The organism is Streptococcus sp. GMD6S, from assembly GCF_000297015.1.
Genome location: NZ_AJRH01000246.1, coordinates 1 through 614, shown reverse-complemented (window position 1 = coordinate 614; position 614 = coordinate 1). Strand labels below are relative to the sequence as shown.

Annotated in this window: 1 protein-coding gene; it reads right to left on the bottom strand. The window is 42.7% G+C overall.

Annotated elements, in window-relative coordinates; all coding sequences use genetic code 11:
• Positions 1-569: metallophosphoesterase (locus GMD6S_RS09955; RefSeq protein WP_001042690.1), on the bottom strand; the 569-nt coding region annotated here is incomplete at its 3' end.
• Positions 570-614: the final 45 nt, after the last annotated feature.

Here is a 614-nt window from a genome sequence, read left to right as displayed (position 1 = left end):
ACATAAGTATTTGAGCTAAGTAATGGGAATTTCAAGATTTCCTTGTATTTCTTAGCTTCGTCTAAACCAAAGTCAAACTCATGATTTCCTACTGCCATGGCATCATACTGCATCTGATTGAGAATTTCAGCACGCGCTTCACCCTTGGTAGAGTTGGAAATCGGCAAACCTTGGAAAGCGTCTCCCGCATCAACAACTAGAGTATTTTGAGTTGATTTCGCACGTTCCTGCTCAATGACAGTCGCTAGCTTGGCATCTCCAATTACGCCCTTTTCCTCTACAATACGGCCATGAACATCATTGGTGTGTAAGATAACGGTGTCTTTTTCTTCGCTTTTAGGAGATTCAACAGGAGCTTCCTTTGCTTCCGTCGATTCAGCACTTGTAGGACTTGCCGCCTCTGTTGTTGGAGCTGCAGGAGTTTCTGAAGTTGCTGAATTTGCTGGATTTGCTATAACTGCAGGACTTTCTGCAGGGGCAGTTGCTTCTTCAGCATAGACCTGTCCAGCTAAGAAGGCTGGAGCTAACAGGGCTGTCGATAAGACAGGTAATAAAGAACGTTTGTTCATTTTAAAATCCCTTTCTTTTCTTTTTCTCTTTTATATTATACGCTA